The 21,432-nt window shown below is 51.8% G+C and carries 16 protein-coding genes; 10 read left to right on the top strand and 6 right to left on the bottom strand.

Features of this window, described 5'->3' with window-relative positions:
- The first annotated feature begins 37 nt into the window (after window positions 1-37).
- Genes A7K91_RS03740 through A7K91_RS03730 form a run of 3 tightly spaced genes read left to right on the top strand, consistent with a single transcriptional unit; the run spans window position 38 to window position 5,162 of the window.
- Window positions 38-1,822, top strand: a complete 1,785-nt coding sequence (locus A7K91_RS03740; RefSeq protein WP_068679810.1) for a sensor histidine kinase — start codon at window positions 38-40, stop codon at window positions 1,820-1,822.
- A gap of 7 nt (window positions 1,823-1,829) precedes the next feature.
- Window positions 1,830-3,380, top strand: coding sequence for a response regulator transcription factor (locus tag A7K91_RS03735; protein ID WP_068679808.1), 1,551 nt, complete (start codon window positions 1,830-1,832; stop codon window positions 3,378-3,380).
- A gap of 15 nt (window positions 3,381-3,395) precedes the next feature.
- Complete coding sequence (locus A7K91_RS03730) at window positions 3,396-5,162, top strand: type 2 periplasmic-binding domain-containing protein (protein ID WP_068679806.1); 1,767 nt, start codon at window positions 3,396-3,398, stop codon at window positions 5,160-5,162.
- 43 nt (window positions 5,163-5,205) lie between these two features.
- Here the strand turns inward: A7K91_RS03730 and A7K91_RS03725 are convergent, their stop codons facing one another.
- The gene (locus A7K91_RS03725; RefSeq protein ID WP_068679804.1) at window positions 5,206-6,024 is read right to left on the bottom strand and encodes a lipase family protein; all 819 of its coding nucleotides are present in this window, start codon (window positions 6,022-6,024) and stop codon (window positions 5,206-5,208) included.
- 166 nt (window positions 6,025-6,190) lie between these two features.
- Here A7K91_RS03725 and A7K91_RS03720 point away from each other — a divergent pair, with 166 nt between their 5' ends.
- Window positions 6,191-7,168 carry a Gfo/Idh/MocA family protein gene (locus tag A7K91_RS03720; protein WP_156739298.1) on the top strand — a complete coding sequence of 326 codons (978 nt, stop codon included), beginning with the start codon at window positions 6,191-6,193 and terminating at the stop codon, window positions 7,166-7,168.
- A gap of 141 nt (window positions 7,169-7,309) precedes the next feature.
- Here the strand turns inward: A7K91_RS03720 and A7K91_RS03715 are convergent, their stop codons facing one another.
- Window positions 7,310-8,590, bottom strand: coding sequence for a magnesium transporter CorA family protein (locus A7K91_RS03715; RefSeq protein ID WP_068679800.1), 1,281 nt, complete (start codon window positions 8,588-8,590; stop codon window positions 7,310-7,312).
- Window positions 8,591-8,787: 197 nt separating this feature from the next.
- On the opposite strand from A7K91_RS03715, the gene A7K91_RS03710 reads away from it, so the two are divergent.
- Window positions 8,788-9,348, top strand: coding sequence for a general stress protein (locus A7K91_RS03710; RefSeq protein ID WP_068679798.1), 561 nt, complete (start codon window positions 8,788-8,790; stop codon window positions 9,346-9,348).
- A 258-nt stretch (window positions 9,349-9,606) separates the two neighbouring features.
- On the opposite strand, the gene A7K91_RS03705 is transcribed toward A7K91_RS03710, so the two are convergent.
- The 3 genes from A7K91_RS03705 to A7K91_RS03695 all read right to left on the bottom strand — a co-directional run bounded on the left by A7K91_RS03705 (window position 9,607) and on the right by A7K91_RS03695 (window position 14,663).
- Window positions 9,607-12,321 carry a CARDB domain-containing protein gene (locus tag A7K91_RS03705; protein ID WP_068679796.1) on the bottom strand — a complete coding sequence of 905 codons (2,715 nt, stop codon included), beginning with the start codon at window positions 12,319-12,321 and terminating at the stop codon, window positions 9,607-9,609.
- 199 nt (window positions 12,322-12,520) lie between these two features.
- The gene (locus A7K91_RS03700) at window positions 12,521-13,735 is read right to left on the bottom strand and encodes an NAD(P)/FAD-dependent oxidoreductase (protein ID WP_068679794.1); all 1,215 of its coding nucleotides are present in this window, start codon (window positions 13,733-13,735) and stop codon (window positions 12,521-12,523) included.
- 58 nt (window positions 13,736-13,793) lie between these two features.
- Complete coding sequence (locus tag A7K91_RS03695) at window positions 13,794-14,663, bottom strand: AraC family transcriptional regulator (protein WP_068679792.1); 870 nt, start codon at window positions 14,661-14,663, stop codon at window positions 13,794-13,796.
- A gap of 313 nt (window positions 14,664-14,976) precedes the next feature.
- On the opposite strand from A7K91_RS03695, the gene A7K91_RS03690 reads away from it, so the two are divergent.
- From A7K91_RS03690 to A7K91_RS03675, 4 genes are all read left to right on the top strand, one after another.
- Complete coding sequence (locus A7K91_RS03690; RefSeq protein ID WP_068679790.1) at window positions 14,977-16,149, top strand: galactokinase; 1,173 nt, start codon at window positions 14,977-14,979, stop codon at window positions 16,147-16,149.
- A 396-nt stretch (window positions 16,150-16,545) separates the two neighbouring features.
- Window positions 16,546-17,535 carry a UDP-glucose 4-epimerase GalE gene (gene galE / locus A7K91_RS03685; protein ID WP_068679788.1) on the top strand — a complete coding sequence of 330 codons (990 nt, stop codon included), beginning with the start codon at window positions 16,546-16,548 and terminating at the stop codon, window positions 17,533-17,535.
- 23 nt (window positions 17,536-17,558) lie between these two features.
- A complete protein-coding gene (locus A7K91_RS03680; RefSeq protein ID WP_068679786.1) occupies window positions 17,559-19,151 on the top strand; it encodes a UDP-glucose--hexose-1-phosphate uridylyltransferase in 1,593 nt (530 codons plus the stop codon).
- A gap of 193 nt (window positions 19,152-19,344) precedes the next feature.
- Window positions 19,345-19,800, top strand: a complete 456-nt coding sequence (locus tag A7K91_RS03675; protein WP_068679784.1) for a hypothetical protein — start codon at window positions 19,345-19,347, stop codon at window positions 19,798-19,800.
- A 224-nt stretch (window positions 19,801-20,024) separates the two neighbouring features.
- Here A7K91_RS03675 and A7K91_RS03670 read toward each other — a convergent pair whose 3' ends face one another.
- Window positions 20,025-20,255, bottom strand: coding sequence for a DUF1128 domain-containing protein (locus A7K91_RS03670; RefSeq protein ID WP_068679782.1), 231 nt, complete (start codon window positions 20,253-20,255; stop codon window positions 20,025-20,027).
- 140 nt (window positions 20,256-20,395) lie between these two features.
- Here A7K91_RS03670 and yyaC point away from each other — a divergent pair, with 140 nt between their 5' ends.
- Complete coding sequence (gene yyaC, locus A7K91_RS03665; protein ID WP_068679780.1) at window positions 20,396-21,082, top strand: spore protease YyaC; 687 nt, start codon at window positions 20,396-20,398, stop codon at window positions 21,080-21,082.
- The last annotated feature ends 350 nt before the right edge of the window (window positions 21,083-21,432 follow it).

The raw sequence follows: 21,432 nt of genomic DNA, 5'->3' as shown, positions 1-21,432 counted from the left end.
AAAGGTGTGACATGCAAACAGATGGGGTGTTTATCGCGTGCGTTTGCCAATTAACTTGAATTTGAGCGTCACCTCCAAGTTTGTGCTGACCTTTCTGCTCATTCTTACCGCTTCTATGTCAGTCATGGGCATTATTCTCTATCAGCAGGCTTCCCGGGCGGCAATCGGGCAAGGCAAAATTTTGATGAATCAAAATGTACTTCAAATGAAAAACAATATCCTGCAAAAAGCCGTCATGGTGCAGAACCTGTCGGAAATTATTGCTTTTGATCCAAAGGTTCAAAATTTTCTTGAAAATACATTTCTCCAGGCCCCCTATCAATTGGAGGAATATCGGGATACCATTTCTCCGATTCTGGCCAACCTGATGCGCCAAAATACATATATCCATTCCATCCGCATCTATATGGCGAACAGCACGATACCGGAGATGTATGACGGCTTTTACCATTTGACTCGATTGTCTGCCAATTTGCGCTACGCGCCGTTTATTAACGATTCCCGAAAGGTATCTATCTGGCAGGGCCTGCACAAAGAGCAGGTGTTAATTGAAATGCCAGGCTCCGACTACCAGGCGGATGTGTTTTCCTACAACCGGAAAATTTTCTCCAGCAACTATACGGATGTTGTTGGGATGATTGAAATCGAGGTAGAGCGGAACGTATTTTTTGAGGCTATCCGCAATCCCGAAGCGCCTTATTCCGGGAATATTTATATTGTGGATGCCGAGGGGCGAGTCGTATCCGAGGAAGGCAAAGAGCAATGGAGCAAGACGGAGTCGCTTCGGGAGATGGGCCTTGCCTATTTGCCGGATGGAGAGTTTAACGGGGTGATGGATGACCTGGATGAAAGTTCAATCGTTATAGTGATGCCGCTGGAAAGCCCGGAGCTGCGTATGGTCGGCGTATTTCCGATTATGCCTTTTATAGCCGGGATGAAGGAGTCCCAGCAACGCTTTTTTGGCGTATTAATCATTGCTATGTCGTTGATCGGTATTATCGTTTATTTCATTACAAGAGCTCTGCTGCGAAGAATGAAGGTGCTGCTCAGTGCCATGAAAGCCGTTCGTGAAGGCAATTTGAACGTATCGGTTCCGGTTGTATCCCGTGATGAATTTGCGCAAATGTCGTTAACCTTCAATTTGATGACAAGCCGTATTCACGAGCTGGTTGAAACCGTTTACAAGACTCGTGTTTTGGAGCAGGAGGCAGAGCTTCGCGCTCTTGAGGCGCAAGTTAATCCCCACTTTTTGTATAATACGCTTGCAACAATCGCATGGGTGGGCCGCAAGGCCAATTCCAAAGAGGTCGTTTATTTGTCCAACTCCCTAGCCAAGTTTTATCGCCTGGTACTGAATAAAGGGAAGTCGTCCATTCTGGTGCAGGATGAGCTGGAAATGGTGCGGGCGTATGCCGATATTCAGAAGTTCCGGTTTGAAGGCCTGTTTGATATTCACTTTCAGATTGATGAAAATGCGCTGCGGTATTGGATTCCAAAAAACATATTACAGCCGCTGGTGGAAAATGCGTTGACGCATGGCATAGAGCCTAAACGGGTTCACGGCGTTATTACCGTAACGGCCGCCTTGAAGTCCGGGGAGAACGCCGTAATATTGAAGGTTGCCGATGATGGAATCGGAATGGAGGAGGAGCGTGTCGATGCGATGCTGGCTGGTGAAATTCAGCAAACGAGCGGCAGCGGCTATGCCATTAAAAACATTATGGAACGCTTGAAGGGCTACTACGGGGAGCGGGCTTCTTTTGAGGTTTCAAGCAAGCCGGGCAATGGAACCGTGATCACCATTACGCTGCCGAAGGAGTGAAGGCAATATGTTATCAATGCTGATTGTAGAGGATGAGCGCTGGGAGAGAGAAGGACTGGTGGAGCTGTGGGACTGGAGCGAGCTTGGTATTGTTATTGCGGGGTCGGCCGTTGATGGCGTGGACGGTTATGAAAAAGCGCTGCAGCTTCAGCCCGATATCATCATTACCGATATTCGCATGCCTGGCTCCAATGGTTTGGAGATGTCCAGGCGGATCAGGGAAACGCTGCCGGATGTCGGCATCATCGTGTTGACCGGCTACAGCGATTTTCATTATACGCGTGAGGCGATTATGCTGAACGCCAACGATTATGTGCTGAAGCCGCTGGAGGAGGAGGGCCTTCGCGCAACTGTCCTGCGTGTTGCAGAAGATTGCCGCCAAATAAAGTACCAGCGCGCAAGAGAGCAGCGCCTTCAGGCCGGAGGAAGGCTTGCGGCGGAAAAGCTGCTTCTCGATGTGCTGGAGGAAAGAGATGCTGGAGGAGATATTTTGGCGGAGCTGCTGGCGCATGATCCTTTGTTCGCCGCGTCACTCTTTTCGCTTTCAATTGTTGTGCCGGGCGAACAGATTGGTCTGGCGAGCTGGAGGTCGTTGCTCCCATCCTCCTGTTATGTTGTGCCAAGCGGCAAAAATCCGGCCAGCTGGGCATTAGTGCTGCCCGTGCTGGAAAACGGAGAACGATGGGATGAAGCCTCCTTGCTGGAAGGCGCGGGCGCTCCAGCGGTCGTACTGGTTATTGGCGGCAAAGCCGCAGTTGGCCTTGAGCGGCTTGGCGAAACGTATCGCGAGCTGCTGGAGACGGCCGAACACAGCATTTTTCATGGTCGGCGGGGATTTGTTATGCCGGACAGCTTAATGGCGGAGCGCCTGCTCTGGAGAGAAGCGGCCTCTTCATTTCGTGCCGAATGGGGGGAATTGTGCCAGAATCTCAGGCAGCATATCCTCAATCTTCGGGAGCAGGAAGCCATTAAAGCCGTGGAAAGGCTATTTGAGCTTTTAAGACAACATTCCGGCGCTGATAAAGCCTATATTACAATGGTGTTCAACAGTTTGTTTAACGAGCTGGCATCGCTTGAAAACGGGCAGCTGCATGAGGAAGGGATGGCGGCCACCGGACGAATGGACGGCAAATCGCTATATGAAATCCAGCGTCTGGATGAGCTTAACCGCTTGCTGCACAAATACATTAGCGAGTTAATTCAAAGACTGGACAGGAAAAAAAACCGCAAGGATGATTACATAGTGGAAAAAGCTGTGAAGCTCATTGAGGAAACGTACGGCTCGGCCAAGCTTTCCTTAACCATGCTCTCAAGCGAGCTGTTCCTTTCCTCCAATCATTTGGGCGTTGTTTTTAAAAAAGCGACCGGCATTACCGTTCATCAATACATTATGGATGTCCGTATGCGCAAGGCGGAGGAGCTGCTTCGCCAAACGAAGCGCAAGGTGTCCGAAATAGCGGGGCATATCGGGATGTCGAACCAGTCTTATTTTTGCGCGTTATTTAAGCAAAAGCACGGGATGACGCCCGGCGAATATCAAGAACTGATGCAGCGATGATAAGGGGAGCGGCGTATGAGCGGCAAGGGAATAACAGGGTACTCGGCATTGTTGATGGGGACAGTTCTTATGCTTTTTACTGTGCTTTTTTCAGGCTGCAGCAAATTGCCTCTGAATGCTGCCCAGCAGGGAAATGATCATGAGGTAACGGAGCGGGATGAACGAAGCATGTCTCCATATGCTTCAAACGCTATGAAAATTTCTGAGTTAACGGACCAGCTGCGCCTGGAGGTCGCCATTCCTGCCTGGAAGGAGGATACCTCTCCCTTTCAATTTACCCAATCCATTTATGGCAATTGGGCAAACCATTACGTCTGGAACGGGCAATATGCGATGAAGCGAATACAAGAAAAAACAGGGGTGCGAATCAATCGGAAGCTGGCTGTGGGCAATGACGAGGATTATTTGAACATAAACGGCGAGCTCCCGGATACGATTATGCTGGACTGGAGCAGTCCGGCTGCCGCTAAGCTGATTGACGGAGGGCTGGTCTATTCCATCGACGAATTGATTAATGCCTACGCGCCTAATCTGTGGCAGATGCTGGACCCGGAAATGGTTCAATATCATAGCGTCAACGGAAAGCTGTGGTATCTGCCTAATTTATATGAGCGCGAAAGCCGTCTGAGAGACGGTAAGCCCCTTGTACCGATTCGCCCCTGGTTTATTCGGCGAGATGTGTACGAGGAGCTTGGCAAGCCCAGGATGGAAACAGTAGAGGATTTGAAAACCATACTTGCCGAGATTAAACAACAGGATTTAGCCCGCTACCCGCTTGCGCTTGATTATTTCGACGTTGCCCAAAACGGCTTTGCCGGAAGCAACTCGCTAGATTACCTCATTTATTCCTTTGCGCCTTATTTGTCGGAAGAGCGTATTTCCGATGAGCGACAGGAGCTTGTTTATCCCATGCGCAATGAAGGGTTTATCGAGGCGTTTCGCTATTTGAATAGCTTGTACAGGGAAGGGTTGTTAGACCCCAAGTTTCTTATTGCCAAAGGAGCGCAATACGAAGCGGGGATGTACCTTGCCGAATATGGCGTAGCTTCACAACAAATGACGGGTTTGTATGCCCGGTTCAACCCCGTTATTGCAAGTACGCTTAGCGAGGAGAAGACCTATCTGGTGCTTGACGGGGTGGCAGCCGGCGAACGGAAGCCGCGTTATCCGGCATCGCGGCTTCTAGGCGGACAGGGCTTTTTTATTACGAAGCAGGCGGAGAATCCCAAACGGATTATTTCGTTTGTGGAATATGCCCTGTCGGATGAAGGACAGCTTGATTTCCTTTATGGCGCGGAAGGCGAAACGTACGAGATGGTAAACGGACTGCCGCAGTATGTACCGGAAGTCCGGGATTTGATGAATAGCGATTACATAGCGTGGCAGAGCAAATACGGCTTTGGCGCCTCAACCTTGCTATGGAATGGAAGTCCAATGTTTTTTAAAGCGGAGCTCAGGGAAATGATATTGTCTCGTCCCGATGAATACAATGCCTCCATGAAGCTATCCCGTTTCACTTATGACGATTACGCCTTGGGGATGGGCAATCTGGAGCCTTCCGTATCGTCTCCCGAAGGCGTTATTAACGCTAAAATCAAAGACCTGTGGAACAAAACCATCCTTCATTTGATTATGGCGTCATCGGATGAGGATTTTGATAAAGCCTACTGGACGTTTATTGAAATGATGGATTCGGCAGGAGCGAAAAAGGTAGAGCGGGCCATGTATCGTAACCACCTGCTGGATTTGGAGAAAAAAGGGATTATAGCTGCAAAGTCATAGGCGTGTATAAACCTGCAATCGATCTCTAGTGCAGACAGAGACCTCAGGCTTCTGTCAGAGGACACCATCCTGGGGGCTCGCCGCATACTGCTTCCGCTGTTGCGGGCTCTTCCTCCATGAGATCGGCGAAATAGCTGGGCAAAATATGATTGCTCGCAACCGTCCCCATTCGGAAGGAGCGCATGACCTCGCCTTTTACATGCATATAGTAATACGTCCGTTTGGTTTGCGGAGAAGTATATAGAATGGGCGGAAGATGGGGAACCATATCAAACTCGTTTTGGAACCGGAAATGGGTCGGAACTGCGTAGTTGTAAGCTTTTACAAAGGCGGGATCGCCGACGCGGGGAGCGGCAAAGGTATAGACGACGGGTGATTTCCAGGGCGTATTGATGGCGATGTCCAGCGCGGCCAGGGTTGCGAGCGCGCCGCCCAGGCTATGTCCGGTAATGAACAAGGCTTTGTCCGGCGACAAACCGGATAGAAGGTCCATGACCTGATCGCGGGCGGACATATAAATGTCGGTAAAGCCTTTATGGCTTTGTCCGGCTCCTTTGACCGGGCGGTAAGGCGTTTGCTGGGCGATAAAATCGGAGATCCAGTCTACGGCCGAGCCCGTGCCGCGAAAAGCAAGCACGATGCAGCAGTCCGACTCGATGACAAACCCGAACAGCTCCGGGCGGCTTTCGTAGGAGCTGGCCGTAAAGCTTCCTACAAGCCGGTACGATCGAGGCACAAGAAACAAACCATCCTCTTCTTTGTTGGTATATTGCACATAGGTTTGTCCACAAACAGCAGCCAGAAAAATGGCTGTGCTGTAATCCGGTTTTTCTTGCCTTTGTTGCAGTCTGCTTGTATTCATCAGGCATCCCTCCGTCCGCAGCGTCCAAAGGGACGGCGATTATTGCTGTATCATATGCAGGGAACAGATGCGGAGTGTCGGCAAATACGAGGGGCCCGGCAAATGACATGGACAAGCGTAATCGCTTTCTTTTATAATGATCCCAAAACGAAAGGCGGTTGTCACTTTGACATTGAAAATAGGAATAGCGGGAACAGGCTGGTTCGGCATGATGCATGCGGAGAAGCTGGCCAGGCTGGAGGGTGTAGAGATTGCGGCGTTTACAGCTACAAGCCAGCAAAAAGCGGAGGCCGCTGCGGCTAAATATAAGGGAGCGCTCGGTTTTGATTCTCTGACGGATATGCTGGATGCCGTTAAGCTGGACGCTGTATATATATGTGTCCCGCCATTTGCGCATGGAAGCATGGAGCTGGCTTTAGCTGAACGAGGCATCCCTTTTCTGGTGGAAAAACCGATTGGCGTTGATCTTGAGACGCCATCCGCTATAGTAAAAGCGGTGTCCGACAAAGGATTGATTACGTCGGTAGGGTATCATTTCCGATACATGGACGGAACGCGCAGGGCGAAGGAGCTGCTTGGAGACCGCCAGCTTGCAATGGCGCTTGGGTATTGGATGGGAGGCATGCCGGGCGTAAGCTGGTGGCGGTCGATGGCCGGCTCGGGAGGCCAATTCGTGGAGCAAACGACGCATATCGTCGATCTGCTGAGGTTTGTCGCCGGCGAGGTGAAGGAGGTTTACGCCGCTTACGGCAGCCGCGTCATGGCCGGGAAAGAAGAGAACGTGACAGTGCCGGACGTTGGCAGCGTGGTGCTGAAGCTGGAATCCGGCGTTATTGCAACTATTAGCAATACGTGTGCTATTCCGGCCGGTGACCGCAGTGGACTTCATTTGTATACCGACAAGGGCGTGCTGGAGCTTGGGCATGGCGGCTTGACGGATATTGCCGCGGGCGTGCGAACAGAATACGCCAATGCCAACGACCCTTACGATGCTGAAAATGCCGCTTTCCTGCATGCGGTCAGAACAGGAGACACCTCGCTGATTGCTTCAACCTACAGCGATGCATGGAAAACGCATCAGGTAACGATGGCTGCCAACCAGTCTGCCTTAACCGGCGTGCCGGTTATACTGGAAAAGTCTTAAAGCGTTTATACTTGACCAAACCTTAAGCCGGGGATGTTGTAAAAACAAGATGATTTAAATACAAAATAGGGGCTGATCCGAAAAGTCAGGCGGACGAATAATGATTCAGCAGTGAGGGCCGACAAACTTTTCGGACAGTCCCTATTTTTTTCGGCTGCGGGATAATCCCGTCGCCGTTTCGGATTTTGATAGTGTAACGGCCCCGTCTTGTTTACCGGTTCCGTACGAAAAGGTCGAATGCTTGGAGGACTCCTGTATAAAGCTCCACGTACTGCTGTCGGTCCCGGCATTGTTTCTGCCGTGGCCCAAACGCGAAGCGCTGCTCCATTTATTGTCTTGCAGCCTTGCTTTTTTTCTGCCGGATCGAAGCGCCGTTTCCGAATTTCTGCTTTTGTTCAGCAGATCGCCCGTCCAGCCTTTTCTCCAAAGCCAGATATAAATGCCGAGCGTAATAACGGCGATGCCCGACATCATAACCGTAAAGCCCCAATCCCGCTCCTTCCAGGGCAGCCATTCAAAATTGACGCCCCATAGAGCGCCCGCGATCGTAGCGGGCAGGAACAATACGGTAAAGATCGTTAAGGTTTTCATAATATCGTTGCCTCTGAAGCTGGAGATGGCATCGTCCATGGATATTAGCGTATCAATTTCCAGGGCGTAGTGCTTCAGCAGCGATTCAATTCGCTCCAGCTTGTGGGTCATGCGCATAAAGGCATCCCGCTCTAGAAGGTGCTCCATAAACGCTTCTTTTGCCGCTCCATGCACCTCTCTGATGGGAATAAACAAGTGGCTCCAATGCAGGAGGTCGAATCTGCGCTCGAAGATGGTGTCCAAGAGGCCTGTCCGGTTGCTCCAGCGCATGTTGGACTCCAGCTCGCCCAGCCGCCGTTCAAACCCGTCCAGGCCGGTGTGAAAGGTTTCCAATATAACGCTGATCATGATGAAAAAGGCTTCGGGGGCGCTGGTGCATGCTTCAAGCTGTGCCCGATGCGCTTCATTCTGCAGGCGAAGCGGCAGACGCAGCTCGGTATGAAGCGTAATGAGCGTTGTGCGCGAAATCCAGAAGTGGAATGGCAGCAAATCCTGCTCGTTTTCGGAAATCTGAATCATCAAGGTGCCGCATAATACGGCTCCGCTATCTTCCGTATGCTCCACCGATATATGGTTGGTCACCCTGCCTCGGCAATCGTCAACCCAGGCGCTGCATGAAGGCAGGCTCATTTTCAGCTCCAGCAAATGCTCCTCCGACTCTGAAGCTTCCTCCCGCGCTTTACCCGGCAAGACGGCTGCAGCTTGGCGCTCCTTTAACGGCTGTCCCGTCTTCCGGCTGGGAAGGGGTTGTCCGGCAGCTGCCGGTTCCGATGAAAGCTGCAGGACGCGCCACTCCCATCCCGCGTTATAACGAAGCAACCGATGAATCATTGTCCGTCTCCTTTATTCCAATTTCCGCTTATTCTCCATCATACCTTGAACCCTATGAAGCACACAACCTTTTGAGCTCCGTTCGTCAGCATTTGCCAAAGTATTCCCCTTCTCGACAAAACGAGTGACAGGCCATGCAATAGGGTATACCTAAGCTATAGGCGAACAGCATCTACTTTGAATCGGAGGACTAAACTATGGCGCGAAAAATTGGCATCTTTCAAAGAGAACGGGACGTGGTCAACGCCATCAATCAATTGGAGCAATTTGGCCTGAAGCCGGGCGAAATGATGGTGCTTGCCAAGGACTATCTGCATACAAGGGCGCTGCGGGCGGAATGCGATGTACATGCGGACGGCATCATGGAGCTGGAGGCGGCGCTGGATGGAGAAGACCACAACGAAGGGGATTATCATACAACTATGTCAGCGGGCTTGCCCGGCACAGCCTTTTCGCCGATTTACGGGTTTAATGCCATGGGCGGCTCATCCTCTGCGGGACTTCCGTTTTTTTCGCCGTTTATTGCTGGCGGGGGCGGCGACAGCCATGAAAGAACGTTTATGCGGCTTGGACTGGACGAAAAGGAAGCGGAGCTTTGCGCCGGGGAGGTTATGGGCGGAGCTTGGGCGGTTATTGTTGAAACCTCTGAAAGCAAGTCGCTCCTGGATAAGGACGGAGGTCCCGATCTATCCAGCCTTGGCATCGCGGAAGGCGTCTTCCGGAGCTGCGGGGCTTCCAGAATTGTTAACGGAAGCTGACTACCGCTATCTGTAAAAGGAAGGGACTGCCCGAATGTTTGCTGCGGTGAATAATGATTCAGCAGAGGGAGCGGAAGGGAAAGGGTGACTTGAGGGCGAGTTTTTTTGTCTGTTTTTATCCACTAAAAATAGGATCAAGATAAAGCGGACAAATAGGTTTGAGCTTCCAAGACACCCTTTTCCGGTAGGTACAGGTTTTGCTGAATCATTATTCATTCCGCATGACTTTCCGACAGCCCCTTTGCTTGTTAAGACCTATTAAGGTGTTAATACAACGACATCGTCAAATGATCCTGCGGCATTGTAAGCCCGCAGTCCGATCCCGCCAGACCCAAGGCTGCTGTCCACCAGTGAGAAGGCCTGCTGTCCGTCGAAATAGGCGGTGATTGTGGAGCCCTGAAACCGCAGAGAAAATCTGTGCCAATCGCCATTTGCTATAGATTGATCAACGCTTCGCAAAATGGTGTTTTGCCCGCCAACAATTTTGACCAGCTGCAGCTTCTGATCATTGAGGTTGTAGCGCAAATAATACATGTTGCTGGCATTCTGGTATCGCCCGAGCAGTCCGATAGAAGGCGCCTGCCCGCTGCCGGCTCCGTCTATCCGCAGGGAGGCTGATACCGAATAATCGCTCCAGCCGCTGCCGGAGTAGTGGGCAAGCTGTACGCCGCTAAGCGCCGGGGCTTTGTAGATTCCTTCCGTTCCCCCGGCCGTCCATGCTCCGCCGGAAGCCGTCCAGCCGCTAGCCGCGCCGGTTGTAAAAGAGTCGGAGAAGGCTTCGCTCCACAGGTTGAGCTTTTGGGAGCGGCTGTTGTTGCGCTCCTGGCTTTCGGCGATAAGCAAGCCGGGATCGGCGATGGCGGAAATTGTATAGGTACCGCCGGCTGCCGGTGACCACCCTTGCGCGCTGCCAGCGTAAAGAGTAGCTTTTTCCCCTGGCTGAAGGGCTGGCAAAGGCAAGGAGGCAACAAAAGCGCCGTTTGCTGTAATGTCTACGGTTGAGCCGCTGCCGGCAGGAAGGGCCAACGTTCCGATATTTTGCACCTCAGCACTGAATTCCACTCCGTTCCCCAGCGCAGGTTCAGCCGGATACCAGCCTATATCGTTGACGACCAGGTCTGCCGCAGCTATGCCGTTATAAGGGCAGGACGTTGTCCACGCAGCAAAATCATAGCTGCATGCCCCGCTGCCGTTTTGAATGGTCAGGATGCCTTGTCTCTGCTGCTGCATCCAGGGATTGTCGATCAGCGGCCAATTGTTGTAGTCGTAAGCAACGCCGTCTACGCTTCGGGCGCCGCCGAAGACGATGTTCATGACTTTGCCTTCCAGATTGGTGAAGGTCAAGCTTGGATTAGCCGACGAAACGCCGGAGTCGTCGATCGGCAGCGTTTTAACGGCATTGGCAAAGGCTTGCAGATCGGTAAAATCCTCCGCCGGAGCCGTTTCGATAATGATGCCGTTGCGCGGCTCCGTATTTTTGAACCAGCGATATCTGCCGTCATCCTCAAAGAAGGTATAGGAGCCTGCCGTCATTTTGGCCCCGATATAGACCGGACCTGCGTCCATAAAAATCCATCCTGCCTGCTCCAGCACCTCATTCAGCGCCGTTTTGGAAACTAGCCCCCGAATATAGGGATACGGGTCGGATGCCGACATTTTGATAACGGAGACCTGAGTGCCCTTGTGCTGAAGCGTTTGCATATTGGACGTTGCTCCGTCCAGCCGCAGCTGGCCTTGAACGTTGGCATTGGAGGTGTCCTTAAGCGGCTGATTAATAAAAAAAGTGCTGTTAGGCTGGTCCGAAACCCATTTGACCTGTCCCTCAAAGACCTGATCCCGGTAGAGCGGGCCTCCGCCATAGCCGTTGTAGGTGCTTGTAACGCCATATTTTTTGTTGATGTAGGTGTACCGCTTAAAGCCGTTGGCATTGTCCCCGCCCACATCCGACGTTTCCCGGTGCACATAATCCGTTGTCCGGTCAAACGCCGCTTCCAGAACAGACGCGGGAGGGCGGTAAGAAGAAATGGCTGCTGAAATGGAAAAAATGCCATCGGGATACCATTCGTTGTTGGAGTCCAAAAACCGCATAAACGTAGCAGGGTCCTCCCCGCCAAAATAAAGCCAGCCCAGAATCAGGCTCTCCGATGGATGCTTGGGCTCGAATTCCGGCGTAACCATGCGAAAGCTGGAGGTTACATGATAACGCTCAAGCCACTCGGGCGCCCATTGCGCCAGCAGCCAGTCATAGGTGAGCCTGGCTTTATTGCGCATCTCGTTGTCGGTTGCATGGTCGATCAGCGACAGGAGGGCGCTAGTGTAGGTTGGCATGTAGGTAGAGGAGTCCTGCTCCATGATCCCTTCGCGGGGCACCCGGTCAAAAAAGGCGAGCAGCCAGTCCCGGCCTTTATTGGCGCCGACATGCTGGGCCACATCGGGCCATTCCTGGCCAGCCAAATAACGGGCGACCGAATGCATCAGATGATGATTTTCCGTCGTGCCCCCGTCATAAGCGCCTGAGGGATGTCCGCCGATGACCGTTTTGGCCAGCTCGCGCATCTCGGGCGTATAGTCGTCCTTGTACCGCAAATAGCTGTCCATTGCGGAGTAGTAATGAAACATATCGTTTGAGCGCAGCAAAGCTTCCTCGGCCATCTCTCTGGCTCTGTCGAGATTGCCGAGCTCGAAGCTTGCTTCGGCGATCCAGGTATGGTATTTGGAATAATTGGCGAAACGATTGTCGACCCCGTTCTGAATCGGCGCTTCTACGGGAGAGTGACTGTCAAAATAGTCCAGAAGCATAGCTGCCCGGGATTCAAATGTCGAAGCCTCGGGCTGGGATGGAGCGGATGCATGCGCGGAGAATGAAGCATTTCCCTGCCAGGGCGGCTGGGACACGGAAACGGATGCAACTGCAAATATAAAGCAAAACGCCCATTTTGCAATAACAATCCTTCCCTTGCGGTGATTGATCATAGTCGTACCTCCTCTTTAGTTGTAAACGCTTACCGAATTACCGTACCAAATAATTTGCATGCTTTAAAGCAACGCATTTGTGTAATTGCGATATTTTTTTGGGATGAAACCGATGGAGGGGTGGGCGGCAGCCCGCTTGGCTGGAAGCGGGCCATCGTCGGAGGATAAGGCGGGAATCAGGTAAGGAGAAGGTGAGCTGCTAACGTACAGCTATAAAAGGGAGAGGATGCCGCCGCTCCGGTCCGCTCTGAATCAGCTCCAAAAGTAATTTCGCTCCCAGCATGCTGTAGACCGAGCCGTTGCCTCCGTATCCCAGACAATAAAACAGATTCTTTTTTTGAGGATCTTCCCCGATAAAAGGCAGGCCGTCCAATGATTCGCCAAAGGTTGCGCTCCACTCGTAAGCAATGGAATTGTCCGCTTGCGGAAAAAGACTGCGGAGCAGCGACGCAAGCTCACGGCTTTTGCGATTCAGCCGATTTTCGTTTGCAACGGGCTGCTCCTTGTTTTCGTCCAGACCGCCAACAATAATTCTCCCGTCGGCCGTTGTGCGCAAATAAAGGTAAGGCCTTGCCGATTCCCAAATCAGCCAGTTGCCATGCCATGCTTTGAACGACTCCTGAATGGGCGTAACGATAACAAAGGAGCGGTTCAGGTCGGCCTTGCGCAGCTTGGGCCGCAGCTCTTCAGGCTCGTAGCCTACTGCATAAACGACGAAGTCCGCTTGAATGGCGTGTCCCAACGAGTCCTGCAAGATATGTTTTCCGTCATTTTCTGTTCTGTGGGAGACGACATCCGTATGCTCGTAAATGCGCAGACCGCTGGCCGCAGCCGCCTTGGCTGCAGCATTCACGAAGCGGAAGGGGTTTACCTCCGCGTCTCCATGAGTCACCATCGCGCCGGGCTTGCTGAATCCGAAGGCCGCCTGGATCATCTCTTGTGTCCAGAAGTCCACCGGAAAGCCGGCCCTTTTAAGAGCGTCGTATTCCTTGCGCAGCTTGGGCAAATCTTGCTCCGTTGATGCGTAATAAAGACTGCTTCTAGGGTAGAAGTCAGCATTGTCCGGCAGCTCGGACGCGATTGCACCCAGGCTTTTGACCGCGTCCAGGCATGCTTTGTAGAAGGTTTCGGCATTTCGGGCTCCGATTTGGACGGCAAGCTCGGTCATCATTATATCGTTGGAAAATTGCAACAATCCCGTATTGGCGCTTGTGCTTCCGCCCGCTACTTCTCCCCGCTCCACCAATACGACATCCAAGCCGTGCTTGACAAACCAGTAGCCGCATATGGTTCCCGACATGCCGCCTCCAACAATCGCAACCTGCGCCCGTTCCTCGCGGTCAAGCGAGGGATAACGCTTCGGCTCTGTCAAGGTTTCCGGCCAATACAGCGTACCCGTGTGAAGCTTTTTCATAAAGGTTTCACCCTTTGCAATAAAGTGGCTTACTGCGTTAGTGTGCCACCGGAACGGCTCAGCTATCACCAAGCACTTGCTTGCGATAGGCGGTTGGGGAAGCGCCGTGCTGCTTGCGGAACTGCTTGGAGAAATAAAGGGCGTCCTGAAGCCCTACGGAGGCCGATACCTGCTCCACGGTCAGCTCCGGGCGCTCGCGAAGCATCAGCTTGGCTTTATCCAAGCGGAGCTTGAGCAGGAAGGAAATAGGCGACAAGCCTGTATGCCGCTTGAAAACCCGCGACAAATAAGCGCGATTGTAGCCAAGCGATTCCGACATTCGTTCGATGGAAACAGGATAAGCGTATTGTGTGGACATATAATGCACAATCTGCTTATAGAGCCGTTCGCTTTCGCCCTCTCGCAAAAGTGTTCTTCCTTCGTCGTTTGCCTTTGCTTCGCCGTACAGGGCCAGCAGCAGCAGCAAGGAGGCCGAGGCCTCAAGCGCCGCCGAGGGCTTTGACTTGCGGAAGGTGGAAAAAATGCGGCGGTAAAGCACCGAGGCTTTGCGGATATCCTCCATGTGGAGAAGCTGGCTATCGGTTTGAAAGCCGGCATCGGCAGCAAGCTGGGAGGCGGAATTTCCTTTGAAGGCAATCCACCGGTATCTCCAAGGCTCGGCTGTATGCGATTCGTAGCTAATCAGCTGCTCAGGCGTTATGAGAAAGGTATGGCCCGCGGACAGCTCATGGCTTTTGCCGTTTACCGTAAACACGCCTTTGCCGGACAACACAAGATGCATCAAATAAAAATCGTACACCTTGGGTCCAAGCCGATGTCCGGGCGTAGTCTGGCTTTCCCCCGAGAACAGCACATGTGGCAAGCCTGTTTCCTTATGCTCCAGAACCGGATTGGACGCCACCATGTAGAAATCTTCTTCGTTTGTCATTAACGCATATGCCTCCTTGCTATATTCAAATAAAAGGATATTGAATGAGGAGCCGGGTTTATTGGGACATGTATTTACTTTCATCATAGCATCCCCGTAAAGGATAAGTGAAGTCACATAAATCCATATGATTGGCACTTCAAGCCATTTTGTTTTGCCAGGACCATCCGATATACTGTAACTATAAAAGGTTGTTCAGAAGGCCTGTCTTTCCACGGTGCTGAAAAGCGGACCTTTTGGGCACGTATTGCAACAACGGCTTCAGTCCATGAGGGTTGCGGCCGCTACTCCAAGCAAAGGATCGTGATAACAAATGGCTAACATCGAAGCGCTTAAAAAAACTTTTATCGAACGTTTTGGCGGTGAAGAAGAGGGCATTTCCGTATTCCACGCGCCAGGCCGCGTCAACCTGATTGGTGAACATACAGACTATAACGGAGGTTATGTATTTCCTGCCGCATTAACCTTCGGCACAACGCTCATTATTCGTCCGCGCGGCGACAAGGGACTTGGACTGTCTACAACAAATTTCCCGACCTCCAACACGCTGAATATCGACTCCGTTGCTTACGATGAGAAGGACGACTGGATGAACTATCCAAAAGGAATCGTGAACGAGCTTCACAATCAAGGCGTTACATTCCAACGCGGCTACGACCTGCTTTACCACGGCGAAATTCCAAATGGCTCCGGCCTCTCCTCCTCCGCCTCCATTGAGGTTGTGACGGCTTACGCGCTGCTGTCTCTGGAGAATCAGCCGCTTGATACGGTCAAAATCGCGCTGCTGTCCCAAATATCCGAAAATGAATTCAATGGCGTAAAAAGCGGCATTATGGATCAGTTCGCGGTTGCCAACGGCAAAAAGGATCATGCGATTTTGCTCATGTGCGATACGCTTGAATATGAGCTGGTGCCATTCCAGCCGCAAGGCTATACCCTTGTTATCGGCAATACGAACAAACGCAGAGGGCTGGTTGATTCCAAATACAACGAGCGCCGCGCCGAGTGCGATGCAGCCGTTGAAGCGCTTCGCGCTGCCCATCCCGAGCTGGAGCTGCTTGGCCAGCTGAACGTGGAGCAATTCAATGCCTCCAAACATCTGATTGAAAACGAGGTTGTCCGCAACCGCGCAACTCACGTAATCGAAGAAATCGACCGGGTGCTTCAATCCATCACTGCGCTTAAAGGCAATGATCTGAAGCAATTCGGGGAATTGATGAACCAATCGCATGATTCCTTGCGCGATCTGTACGAAGTAACGGGAATTGAGCTTGATTCTATGGTAGACGCAGCCCGCAAAGTGCCGGGCGTGCTTGGTTCCCGCATGACGGGAGCGGGCTTTGGCGGCTGTACGGTATCCCTGGTCCATGAGGACAGCGTTGAGCAGTTCAAGGAGCAGGTTGGCCGCGAATACAAGGAAGCTACCGGTCTTGAGGCGTCGTTCTATGTATGCAGCATAGGAAACGGAGTAGAAAAACTCTCCTAGAGAGGAAGTCAAAAAGTCCGCTTCCCATTGCGGGTCATGACTGGCGTCATGGCCGGCTTCGAATATGGCATTCAGCCGAAACATCCGGTCCTCACGTAGCTTAAACTACGCTCCGGTCCTCTGTTTCTAGCTTCATGCCATCTTCTCGGCACTGGAAACCGAACTTTTTGACACTTATTGTATGAAGTCAAAAAGTCCGCTTCCCATTGCGGGTCATGACTGGCGTCATGGCCAGCGTCGAATATGGCATTCAGCCGAAACATCCGGTCCTCACGTAGCTTAAACTACGCTTCGGTCCTCTGTTTCTAGCTTCATGCCATCTTCTCGGCACTGAGAACCGAACTTTTTGACACTTATTTGTTGGAAGTCAAAAACAAAATGAGAGGGGATAGAATAATGGCGGTATTGGTAACGGGAGGAGCCGGTTATATCGGCTCACATACTGTGGCGGCTCTGCAAGAGCGAGGCGAGGAAATCGTTATCGTTGATAATTTACAGCAAGGTCACAAGGAGGCGCTGCTGGGCGGCAAGCTGTATGTAGGCGACCTGCGCGATTCCGACTTCTTGGATACGGTATTTAAGGAAAACAGCATCGATGCGGTCATTCACTTCGCTGCAAACTCGCTGGTTGGCGAAAGCATGAAGCTGCCGGGCAAATATTACCACAACAACGTGTACGGAACCTTGTGCCTGCTGGAGAAAATGAATGAATACGGCGTTAACAAAATCGTATTTTCCTCGACAGCCGCAACCTACGGCGAGCCGGAAAATGTGCCAATCGACGAATATGATCGCACGCTGCCCACTAACGCATACGGCGAAACCAAGCTGGCTATGGAAAAAATGATGAAATGGTTCGATGTTGCCCACGGCATCAAATACATTTCGCTGCGCTATTTTAATGCGGCTGGCGCTCATGACAGCGGCAAAATCGGCGAAGATCACAATCCCGAAACGCATCTGGTTCCAATCGTGCTGGAAGCTGCTCTTGGCAAGCGTCCGCATATCTCGGTATTCGGCGACGATTACGCGACTGAAGATGGAACATGCATTCGCGACTACATCCATGTCAGCGATCTGGCGGACGCTCACGTGCTGGCTGTGCAAAAGCTGCGCGGCGGCTCCGAAAGCTCGGTTTACAACCTGGGCAACGGACACGGTTTTTCCGTCAAGCAGGTGATCGAAATCGCCCGCAATGTAACGGGACGGGAAATTCCGGCTGTTATTGAGCCGCGCCGAGCGGGCGACCCTGCCGTGCTGGTAGCTTCTTCAGACAGAGCTCGCAAGGAGCTTGGCTGGAATCCGACCCGCAGCGCATTGGAGAACATCATTCAAAGCGCCTGGAACTGGCATGTAAGCCGTCCTGACGGCTATGGCGACAAATAGATTGGCGGAAGGAGCAAGCGGAAATGACAACAAGTGAAGCCGTCAATACGGTAACGCCGCAGGAGGCGTTATCGCTGATCGAAAGACTGCTGCAATTCGGGCTGCAGAAGGAATTGCTGGAGCGGAGCGATCTTTCCTTTACCCGCAACGCGCTGCTGGACCTGTTCCGGTTTACAGAGCCGGCGGCAGATGCGGCGCCGCAGGAGGAGCTTGAGAGCGCAAGAGAGCTGCTGGAGGGGCTGTTGGATTACGGCTGCTCCATCGGCCTGACACCGGATAACACAACAACCTCGCGAGATTTGCTTGATGCGCGCATTATGGGCTATTTGATGGCGCGTCCATCGCAGGTTGCCGCCGAGTTTAAGGCGCTGGCCGAGTCGAAGGGTATTACAGCTGCAACGGACCGGTTTTATGCATTAAACATTAACAGCAACTATATTCGCATGGACCGGATTCGAAAAAACCAGTATTGGCTGCATCCGACGCCTTACGGCAAGCTTGAAATGACGATTAACCTGTCCAAGCCGGAGAAGGACCCCAAGGAAATCGCCTTGCTCAAAACGCTGCCGCAGGCTCATTACCCCAAATGCTTGCTTTGCGAAGACAATGTCGGGTACGCAGGCAGAGCGGATCATCCCGCCAGGCAAAATTTACGGGTCATCCCTCTGCAGCTTCGGAACGAGCCTTGGTTTTTCCAATACTCGCCTTATGTGTATTACAATGAGCACAGCATCGTGTTCAAGGGCGCGCATGAGCCGATGGTTGTTTCTCATGCCTCCTTCGGCAGACTGCTGGATTTTATCGAGCAGTTCCCGCATTATTTTATCGGCTCCAACGCCGATTTGCCTATTGTGGGCGGCTCCATTCTGAGCCATGACCACTTCCAGGCGGGTCGCCATGTGTTTCCGATGGAAACAGCTCCCGTAGAAGCGGAATTTAGCGATGCCTCGCGTCCCGGCGTGTCCTACGGCATCGTAGCCTGGCCGATGTCCGTGCTGAGGCTTCGCGGCTCCGTGAAGGCTGAAGTGCACGAAGCAGCATGCCGCGTGCTGGATGCCTGGAGAGAATATAGCGATTCCGCTTCCGACATTCTGGCTTATAGCGAAGGCAAGGACGGCGTCAAAACGCCGCATAATACGGTGACGCCGATTGCCAGACTTCGCGATAACGGAGAATACGAGCTGGATCTGGTGCTGCGTAACAACCGTACAAGCGAAGAGCATCCGGACGGTATTTTCCATCCGCACAGCCACCTTCACCATATCAAAAAAGAAAACATCGGCTTGATTGAAGTTATGGGACTAGCCGTTCTGCCGGGAAGGCTGAAATCGGAGCTGGAGCAAATCGCGTCTTATTTGACAGCTGATGCTCCTGGTCCCGTCTCTGCCCTGCAGGAGGAAGGCAACCCTCTTCGGAATCATGCTGGCTGGGCAGCGGAGCTGGTGGAACGCTACGGTGCAGACCACAGCCTTGAAGAGGCAATCACGATCGTGCAGGAGGGAACGGGAGACAAGTTCCTTGAGGTTCTGAAGGATGCCGGCGTCTACAAGCGAACCGAGCAAGGAGCGGCTGGCTTTGCCCGCTTCCTGGCCTCCATTGGCCTGCAACGCGTATAAAAGACCTCCAAAAGCCCTTCCTTAGAGACGGGAATGGAGGGAGCAAAAATCGACCCTGCGATGCATCTTTTGAGATGCTTCGCAGGGTCGATTGTGTTTCGTGAAAAATTATGGTATTTTTTATATGATTAATATTATTTTTTTGATAATATTATTTGCAACACTATGATAACGATAAACGGAGGGGTTGTTCATGCCGGAAAAAATGCTGCCGCTTGATGAATTTCTTAAGTTGGAAACAGACGAGCAGGTTGAGAAGCTTAAGCGCTGGAAGATGGATTATACACTGAAGGATATTCGCGAGGCCTGGAATTTCAAACATTCTGCGCAATATTACATGCTGCTCAAAAAGCTTCGGATTTACGAAAGAGTTGTGAACAAATCAGACAAATTTTACCCGGCGCAGGAATCGGTGCAGCAGCGCCCCGGCTCCCTTGATGAAAGAGGCTGGAGAGGCGGATACGCATCCAGACTTCCTTCTGATAGCTTTGACTACCACCTCAATACGACGCTGACAGGCGCAGAACTGGCCGACAAGCTTGAGCGTCTGGCTCATTTCCTGAAGGGCGAGCGCAAGGATATTGCTATCAAATTGTCCATTGAAGCTATTGAGCCTCGTGAAGCTGAAGAGGGACAGTCCGAGGGCTAGCCTCAAGTAACGAAATGGCTGGGCCCGCCCTGCCATGTGCCTATGAAAAGGGACCGGAATGATTAATTCCGGTCCCTTGCGTTGCAATTCGTTATTTTCCGACGAAATGTTTCCCTGAAATAAGTGAAATGTCTAATTATGAAAAATAATGGTTATAATTTCATGGAAATTCGACACATTAACGCAACAGATGACAAGACGCAAAACTATTCCTCGACAAAGCGTCAATCATTTCTTCGAAGTCTTCCCAGCTCGGATACGAGCGCTTCAACCTCGCTGATACTGAATTTATCCTTGCTCTCGACAATGTCATACAGCTCTTTAATATCCTCATATCTTGCCAAATCAAAGCTGGAAGATTGCATCGCGGCGGCCGTAGCCATTTTCAGCTTGGTTTTGATGGCGTCTATCATAAACTCCACGTTTTCCATTGTTGGTTGTTGCAGGTCCGACATCACTTTTCACTCCCGCTTAAAATTCTTGTCACGTTATTGTAACACGGCAGCCCTTTACGCCACAAATTGAACCAGTTGGGCAAATCCGATACAATAATGCAATAGAACATAACGGTGAACCATGCGAAAGGAGACATGGGATGAGTCAAGACGCCATCATTAAATCAACAGTCGCCAGCAAGGATAGAGGGCTGGAGCTGTTTCTTGCAAAAGCGGCGATGGCGGAGCCGGACCGGAAGCGTGTCTGCTTTCTCTGCATCGGCAGCGATCGCTCCACGGGCGATTCTTTTGGCCCGCTGGTAGGAAGCCTGCTCAAGGCCAGCGGCTGGCCCAGAGTAATAGGTACCCTTGAGCAGCCATGCGATGCCAATGCCGTTGAAGAGGCTTGCCAGGAAGCGGCAGCAATACGGGCGCAGGGGCAAGGGATTGTCATTGCGATCGATGCCTGTTTGGGCAAGCCTTTGTCTGTCGGCAACTATCTGGTAGCGGAGGGGCCGCTGCAGCCTGGCGCGGCAACTGGCATGAAGCTGCCTGCCGTAGGCGATTATAGCATCGCCGGCGTCGTCAATCTGAACAGCCCCAAAGCTTATGCGATGCTGCAATCCACTTCGCTTGCCAGCGTGCTGGCTATGGCGGGGGAGCTAGTGACTTTTATCAACAACGCTTGGAGCGTAAATCCAAGGCGTGACGCAGAACTAAGCCGGGATGCCAAACCAGGCCGTGACGCAGAACTAGACCGGGATGTTAACACAGGCTTTGGAGATAGCAGCGATAGGGAAAAAAACAGTATCGCGACTCTTGCAGCTATTTTAGGCCACTGGTACTGATAAGCTATTGATACTGATAATCTGTTGAGTGCAAACACGAAAAATCAAATAATGTGGCAATGTCCCATTGCATTATTCACTCATTGGATAGTCAGACGGTCATCCGTGACCGTTAAAATGCCAAAAAGACGATATTCATTTTTGTAACGGTCACCCTTGTCCGCCAGCACTCAAATGTAACGTATATAAAGCTGAAAATGAACCCGTACGGCCGTTAATGTCCGTTAAAATCAGTACATTTGCAATAAGCAGCTTCTAATGGTCAAAGATGTCTACGCTTGACCCATAACACTTCCTTAAATTTACAGTAAAAAGCGATAGCTGCTCAAGACGTTTTGGAACACTTGGAG

Origin of the sequence: Paenibacillus oryzae (assembly GCF_001675045.1) — a bacterium.
In the GTDB taxonomy this organism is placed as follows: domain Bacteria; phylum Bacillota; class Bacilli; order Paenibacillales; family Paenibacillaceae; genus Pristimantibacillus; species Pristimantibacillus oryzae.
The sequence above is the reverse complement of the archived record's forward strand: the minus strand, read 5'-3'. Positions and strand labels throughout refer to the sequence as shown.

Coding starts and splice junctions, on each gene's coding strand:
- A7K91_RS03670 (WP_068679782.1), bottom strand. CDS start 20,255: ATGTCGGACCTGCAACAACCAACAATGGAAAACGTGGAGTTTATGATA.
- A7K91_RS03700 (WP_068679794.1), bottom strand. CDS start 13,735: ATGAAAAAGCTTCACACGGGTACGCTGTATTGGCCGGAAACCTTGACA.
- A7K91_RS03680 (WP_068679786.1), top strand. CDS start 17,559: ATGACAACAAGTGAAGCCGTCAATACGGTAACGCCGCAGGAGGCGTTA.
- A7K91_RS03695 (WP_068679792.1), bottom strand. CDS start 14,663: ATGACAAACGAAGAAGATTTCTACATGGTGGCGTCCAATCCGGTTCTG.
- A7K91_RS03690 (WP_068679790.1), top strand. CDS start 14,977: ATGGCTAACATCGAAGCGCTTAAAAAAACTTTTATCGAACGTTTTGGC.
- A7K91_RS03715 (WP_068679800.1), bottom strand. CDS start 8,590: ATGATTCATCGGTTGCTTCGTTATAACGCGGGATGGGAGTGGCGCGTC.
- A7K91_RS03705 (WP_068679796.1), bottom strand. CDS start 12,321: ATGATCAATCACCGCAAGGGAAGGATTGTTATTGCAAAATGGGCGTTT.
- A7K91_RS03735 (WP_068679808.1), top strand. CDS start 1,830: ATGTTATCAATGCTGATTGTAGAGGATGAGCGCTGGGAGAGAGAAGGA.
- galE (WP_068679788.1), top strand. CDS start 16,546: ATGGCGGTATTGGTAACGGGAGGAGCCGGTTATATCGGCTCACATACT.
- A7K91_RS03675 (WP_068679784.1), top strand. CDS start 19,345: ATGCCGGAAAAAATGCTGCCGCTTGATGAATTTCTTAAGTTGGAAACA.
- A7K91_RS03710 (WP_068679798.1), top strand. CDS start 8,788: ATGGCGCGAAAAATTGGCATCTTTCAAAGAGAACGGGACGTGGTCAAC.
- yyaC (WP_068679780.1), top strand. CDS start 20,396: ATGAGTCAAGACGCCATCATTAAATCAACAGTCGCCAGCAAGGATAGA.
- A7K91_RS03730 (WP_068679806.1), top strand. CDS start 3,396: ATGAGCGGCAAGGGAATAACAGGGTACTCGGCATTGTTGATGGGGACA.
- A7K91_RS03725 (WP_068679804.1), bottom strand. CDS start 6,024: ATGAATACAAGCAGACTGCAACAAAGGCAAGAAAAACCGGATTACAGC.